This is a genomic window from Streptomyces sp. NPDC026062 (genome assembly GCF_055568375.1).
Genome location: NZ_JBVHOQ010000005.1, coordinates 298,502 through 304,084 on the forward strand (window position 1 = coordinate 298,502; position 5,583 = coordinate 304,084).

The 5,583-nt window shown below is 71.5% G+C and carries 4 protein-coding genes; 1 reads left to right on the forward strand and 3 read right to left on the reverse strand.

Annotated elements, in window-relative coordinates; genetic code table 11:
• Positions 1-140: 140 nt before the first annotated feature.
• The 3 genes from ACZ4LX_RS06935 to ACZ4LX_RS06945 form a co-directional block, all read right to left on the reverse strand.
• Positions 141-1,205: a 2,5-dihydroxypyridine 5,6-dioxygenase NicX family protein gene (locus ACZ4LX_RS06935; protein ID WP_467638673.1), complete on the reverse strand. Its 1,065-nt coding sequence runs from the start codon at positions 1,203-1,205 to the stop codon at positions 141-143.
• A gap of 71 nt (positions 1,206-1,276) precedes the next feature.
• On the reverse strand, positions 1,277-2,941 hold the full coding sequence (locus ACZ4LX_RS06940) for an OPT/YSL family transporter (protein WP_467638670.1): 1,665 nt from the start codon (positions 2,939-2,941) through the stop codon (positions 1,277-1,279).
• 127 nt (positions 2,942-3,068) lie between these two features.
• Positions 3,069-3,869, reverse strand: coding sequence for an IclR family transcriptional regulator (locus ACZ4LX_RS06945; protein WP_467638667.1), 801 nt, complete (start codon positions 3,867-3,869; stop codon positions 3,069-3,071).
• Between the two features lie 484 nt (positions 3,870-4,353).
• Here ACZ4LX_RS06945 and ACZ4LX_RS06950 point away from each other — a divergent pair, with 484 nt between their 5' ends.
• A complete protein-coding gene (locus ACZ4LX_RS06950; RefSeq protein WP_467638664.1) occupies positions 4,354-5,424 on the forward strand; it encodes a PRC and DUF2382 domain-containing protein in 1,071 nt (356 codons plus the stop codon).
• The last annotated feature ends 159 nt before the right edge of the window (positions 5,425-5,583 follow it).

The window sequence follows — 5,583 nt, forward strand, 5'->3', positions numbered from 1 at the left end:
GGCGGGTGCCGACCTGGCGCCCGGGGCGGTTGGAGCGGGGGGGGGGGGGGTGTGGGGGGGGGCGGGGGGGGGGGGGGGGGGTTTCGGGGGGGGGGGGGGGCCCCCCCCCGGGGGGGGGGCGGCCCCGCCCGGCGGTCGGTTCAGTAGCCGGCGACGCCCAGGTCGCGGCAGATCTCGACGAGGTCGGGGTGCACGTAGCGCCCGTTCTCCTCGATGGCGACGCCGTCCAGGTAGATGGACGGGCCGAGAACGCTGCCGTCGGTGTGGGCGGCGGCGACCCACGGCTCGCCGCCGATCCAGGCACCCTTGGTGCCGATGCCGAGTTCGACGCAGCCGAAGACGCGCTCGTCCTCGACGATACGGCCGGTGGGGGCGAGGACGCCGGGGTTGAAACCGAGCGACCAGTGCGCGATGCGGAACATGTTGGGGTCGTCGAAGGACTCCATCCAGCGGCGGAAGGTGTCCGCGTCGGCGTCACCCTCGATCTTGGTGACGACGCCCTTCTCGACGGTGCAGCGGACCGGGGAGCGCAGCAGGCCGATCTCGTCCGGCGGCCACAGGGCGCCGTCGAAGACGAGTACGCCGTCCTGGGTCTCCTCAAGAGGGTTCCAGGAGATCTGGCCGGAGAGCATCACGGTCTCGCCGGGCTTCTCGGCCGGCTTGCCGCGCAGGTTGATCGGCCGGTCGCCGTTGCGGCCGACCAGGTCGGTGCCGTTGGCGGAGGTGATCCGGACCTCGTCGGCCGCCTCCAGAAGCGCGACCAGTGCCTTGCCGAGACGGATGACACCCTGGAAGTCGGGGCGGCCGACGGTGGCGACCAGCATCTGGACGTCCATCGCGGTGAGGTTGGTGTAGCGGCAGCCGTTCGCCATCGCGGCGCGGAAGGCGTCGGAGTGCATCAGGTACGAGACCGCGAACTCGATCCATACGTCGGCGTCGGCGATGGCTCCGGCGACGGGCCGGGGCGGCTCCATGGAGGCGCCGGGCAGCGTCTCGTACCAGACGACGACGGGGTGCGCTCCGGCGGCGGCGACGGCCTGGGCGGTGGCCTCGATGACCCGGCGGTCGCTGCTGGTGTCTCCGGTGAGGACGACGTGCTCGCCGCGCTTGACCAGCATGACCTCCTCGACGAGCTTGCGGGCGGCCAGGGCCAGTTCGAAGCTGAGGTACTCGGGGCGCGGTTCGAGCCTGCTGTACATGTCCATGGGGGGTTCTCCTTGCCAAGCGGGTGGTGCTGAGTGGTGCGGTGGTACGGGATGTGGTTCGGGGGCGGCTGTCAGGTCTTGAGGATCTGGGCCGAGTCGCCGAGCGAGCTGCCCGCGATCAGTCCGGCTCCGACCAGGTTGAGTTCCTCGTCGGCGGCGGGGCCGCGCAGCTTGCGGTATCCGACCCGGACGACGAGGGCGCCGAGGACCAGCCAGCAGGCCTGCGGGGTGAGGATGAGCAGGCCGGTGGCGAGCATGACGCCCATCTGCCGGCGGGTGCCGCCGATCAGCTGGATGGCCGCGCCGGGGATGGCCCAGAGCAGCATGGTGCGGACGGCGTCCGGATCGCTGAGCCCGCTCTTGATGGTGTCGGCGTAGACCTTGGCGACGGGCGGGATGAGTCCCTGTCCGAAGTAGGAGCGCCAGGCCAGGGCGACGACGGCGAGGGCGACGGCGAATCCGATGAGGGCGGCCATGAACTGCTGGCGGCGGCCCTCGCGCTCGAAGGGGTCCCAGGGGCGGTGCTCGCGTCTCAGCAGCCATCCGGCCTTGAGGTCGTACCCCATGTCGGCGAAGGCGGGTCCGGTGGCGGAGACGTAACCGACCAGCAGGGCGAGCGGCACGGACGGGATGCCGATGGCGAGGCCCAGGATGAGGAAGATCAGGGTGACCGCGAAGGACGGGAACCAGCCGGACTGCATGGCTGCGAGGCCGACGATCAGCTCGTGGACCAGGGCCGCGAAGGCGGCGAACAGCACCCAGCCGACGATGCCGAGGGGGCTCATGTCGCCGATCAGTCCGCCGAGGACGGCGAGGACGACGGCGCCCGCGGTGAACAGCGCGTAGCCCCGGACGAGTGAGAGCCGCAGAGCCTTCTCGTCGACGGTGCAGGCGGTGCTCGGGTCCGTCTCACGGACCGTCGCCACGCTCGAAGCCTCCGCCTCGGCCTCTTTCCGCTTGCGCTCGCGCCGGCCTATGAGCAGATGGACGGCCTGGCCGAGTGCGACGATGCCCGCTCCGACCATGACGCCGTGCGGGATGTACCCGGCACCGAGGTCGGTGTGGAAGATGTCGGGGCTGTACTGGCGCAGCATCAGGCCGATGCCGAACATCATCAGCGCCCAGACGTTGCCGAGGAAGGCCACACCGGCTGCGGAGAGCGGCAGGCTGAAGAGCGTGCCGGCGAGTCCGACCGCCGTGCCGCCGGCCAGGATCAGGGCGCGGCGTCCTCCCCGGTCGCCGGCCTTGATGGTCTCCGCGGCAGCGGTGCCCGGCGGCCAGGCGGCGTCGGCGGGGAGCAGTCGGGAGCCGAAGGCCCGGTAGAGCACCCAGGCGTCCACGAGGAGACCGATGAACGCGCCGGCGAGCATCGGCCAGACCAGGTCCTCGCGGCCGAACACATACGGCACGGCGACGGAGGTCAGCAGCGCGTTCGCCGAGGCGAAGGTCGCGGCGGAGATGGCGCTCTGGGCGAGGTTCTGGCGGTGCACCGAACGCATCCGGCGCAGGAAGCCGAGGGGAATGCGTCCGATCAGCATGGCGACGAGTGCGCCGACCACCGAGGTGTTGGCGGAGATGCCCAGTTTCGAGACCAGGTCGATACCGATGACGGCTCCGACGGCGGAGAGCAGGACCAGGATGACCAGCAGAACGGGTTCCGTCACCCTCGGGTGCGGCCGGGACTCTTCCGGACCGGGCGGCGGGGCAGGGTGCGGCGCGGAGACGTGGTGCGCCATGGGGCACCCCCTTCGGTGAGCAGGGCGGGGAGGTCGGTCTGTCCCCGTGGGGTGGGCGGCCGGGCGGAGCCGGAGCGGGCCGGCGGCGCGGGAGGGCCGCGATGGGAGCGGTTTCTGCGAGGCGGGCTCAGCCGCCGAGTGCGGCGGTGATCTCCGCGGCTCCGGCGCGTACCAGCGTCACAAGGGTGTCGGCGGCCCGGTCCACACGGTGGGAGGGGCCGATGACGGTGAGGGAGGCGGGGACACCGTCCCCCTGGAAGACAGGGGCGGAGACCGCGGTCACCGCTTCGTCGTACTCGCCGTGGCTGACGCAGTAGCCGTCGGCGCGGACCTGCGCGTAGCAGGCGAGCAGCGCGTCCAGCTCCGTGATGGTGCGGTCGTTGAAGCGCGTCAGTCCGGTGGCACCGAACATCTGCCGGATCTCGCGCTCGGGGTGGTACGCGAAGATGGTGTGCCCGGACGCTCCGGCGTGGCCGGGCATGACGGCGCCGATGATCGCGGTGTAGCGGACCGGTCCGGTGCCGTCGACGGCGGCTTCGCAGCGGTAGCTGCCGCCGTGCGGGACGTTGAGGACGACGCTCTCGCCGGTCTCGCGGAGCAGCCGGGCGAGTACCGGACGGGAGATCGAGGACAGCACTCCGCTGTGCTCGCTGACCCGGGCCAGCCGGGACAGGGCGGGACCCGGGCGGTAGCGGCGGCTGTTGCCGTCGCAGAGCAGGAAGCCGCGCGCGCTCAGGGTGGTGAGCAGGCGCTGGACGACGGCCTTGTCCCAGCCGTGGTGGCGGGCCAGTTCGCTGACGCCCCACTCGGGGCGCTGCTCGGTGAACGTGAGCAGCACGAGCAGGGCCCGGTCCACGGTCTGCAGCACGCCGGGAGCCTGCTGTCCGGCGGGGGCCGGGGTCCTGGTGTCCGTGCCGTGCTCAGCCATGGGCCGCGCCTCCTTCGTCCGTGTCGTCCATCTGTCGGTGCGGAAATCGCAACGGCGTTGCGATTTCTGGCGAAAGGATGCTGGCGGCCCCAGCGGGTGTCAAGGGTTTCCCGGAAATTCGCTCAGTGGCGGGAACTTCCTGCTCAGAGGTGGTGGCGGACAGGACTCGCAGCGGAGGCGGGGCCGGCCGCGATCGAAGGGAGCCGTCGGCGGCGGCCGTCTCGGGTTCTGGCCGTTCCGCGCCGTCCTTCTGCGGCGCGGGCCCAGGGGGCCACCCGCCTTCGTTCACTCGATTGGCGTAATCGGTCCGGGGCCCCCGCAACGGCGTCGCGCGGGGCCTGCGCCGACGTGGGGCGGGTGCGGCCCCCGGCCTCCGACGGCCGGGCGGTTGCAGCGTCCATCCGGGTGAGGCGCGATGGAATCCGGACGCGCCTCCCCTGCTGGACCCACCTACAGGACGCGCCCGGGCGAGGAGGGATCGGTCATGGGAGCCGCTGACGGTTTCACGGATTCCGGAGAGCTCGACGGCCTGACGGTGTACGACACCGAGGGCGAGAAGATCGGCAACGTGGGGCGGGTGTATGTCGACGACAACACCGGCCGGCCGGACTGGATCACGGTGAAGACCGGCCTGTTCGGTATGAAGGAGAGTTTCGTACCTCTCGCCGGAGCCCGTCGCGTGGGCTCCGACCTGCACATCACACATCCGAAGGACCGAGTCAAGGACGCCCCTCGGGTGGACGCGGACGCCCATCTGTCCGTCGCCGAGGAGGAGGAGCTCTACCGGCACTACGGCCTGAGCCGGAACGCCGAGGCCAGTCTCGGCGACCGCGCCGGAACCGGCGGCACCACGAGCGCCGACGCACCGACGACGACCGGTACGGGCACCATGGGCGCGGCCGGAGCCGGGGCTGGAGCGGGAGCGGCAGCAGGGGCCGGGGCCATGGGCGCCGCCGGCACGGGGCGCACGACCGACCGGACCACTTCGGCCGGTGCGGCCGGTGCGGGGACCGGGACCGGGACCGGCAGGCACCGTGACACCGAGACCTCGGGCACGTCCCGTCCGCTGGTCGGAGCGGGTGCGGGTGCCGAACGCTCCACCGCCGACCTCAGCGGCAAGGAGGAGCTGATCCGTTCCGAGGAACAGCTCCACATCGGCACCGAGGAGTACGAGAGCGGCAAGGCCCGCCTGCACAAGTACGTCGTCACGGAGAACGTCACCAGGACCGTGCCGGTGTCGCACGAAGAGGTACGTGTGGTCCGTGAACCGCTCAAGCCGGGCGAGAAGGCGGCCGGCCGGACCGACATCACCGAGCAGGACGTGGAGGTCACGCTGCACGCCGAACGCGCCACGATGCGCAAGGAGACCGTGCCGGTGGAGCGGGTACGGATGGAAACGAAGAAGGTGACCGAGCAGAAGGAAGTCTCCGCCGAACTGCGGAAGGAACAGATCGACTACGCGGACGGCACCACCAAGAGCAGCGAGGACATGGGTGGCAAGGGTATGGGCGGCAAGGACATGGGCGGTGAATTCGGTCAGGGGCGGCACCGCTGACCCCCCGCTCACCGCGCCCCACGACCGCACCACACCGCACCGGCGAGGGGCGGGCCCCACACGGGGACACTGTTGGCCAATGCCTCTTCGTCGTGACGTCGGCCTGATCCATCTCGTTGGTGGGTCAGGCCGACGTTGTGTTTGGGGTGGGTGGATGTC

Excerpts from the sequence above, each read along its gene's own strand:
- ACZ4LX_RS06950 (WP_467638664.1), top strand. The coding sequence starts at position 4,354 with ATGGGAGCCGCTGACGGTTTCACGGATTCCGGAGAGCTCGACGGCCTG.
- ACZ4LX_RS06940 (WP_467638670.1), bottom strand. The coding sequence starts at position 2,941 with ATGGCGCACCACGTCTCCGCGCCGCACCCTGCCCCGCCGCCCGGTCCG.
- ACZ4LX_RS06945 (WP_467638667.1), bottom strand. The coding sequence starts at position 3,869 with ATGGCTGAGCACGGCACGGACACCAGGACCCCGGCCCCCGCCGGACAG.
- ACZ4LX_RS06935 (WP_467638673.1), bottom strand. The coding sequence starts at position 1,205 with ATGGACATGTACAGCAGGCTCGAACCGCGCCCCGAGTACCTCAGCTTC.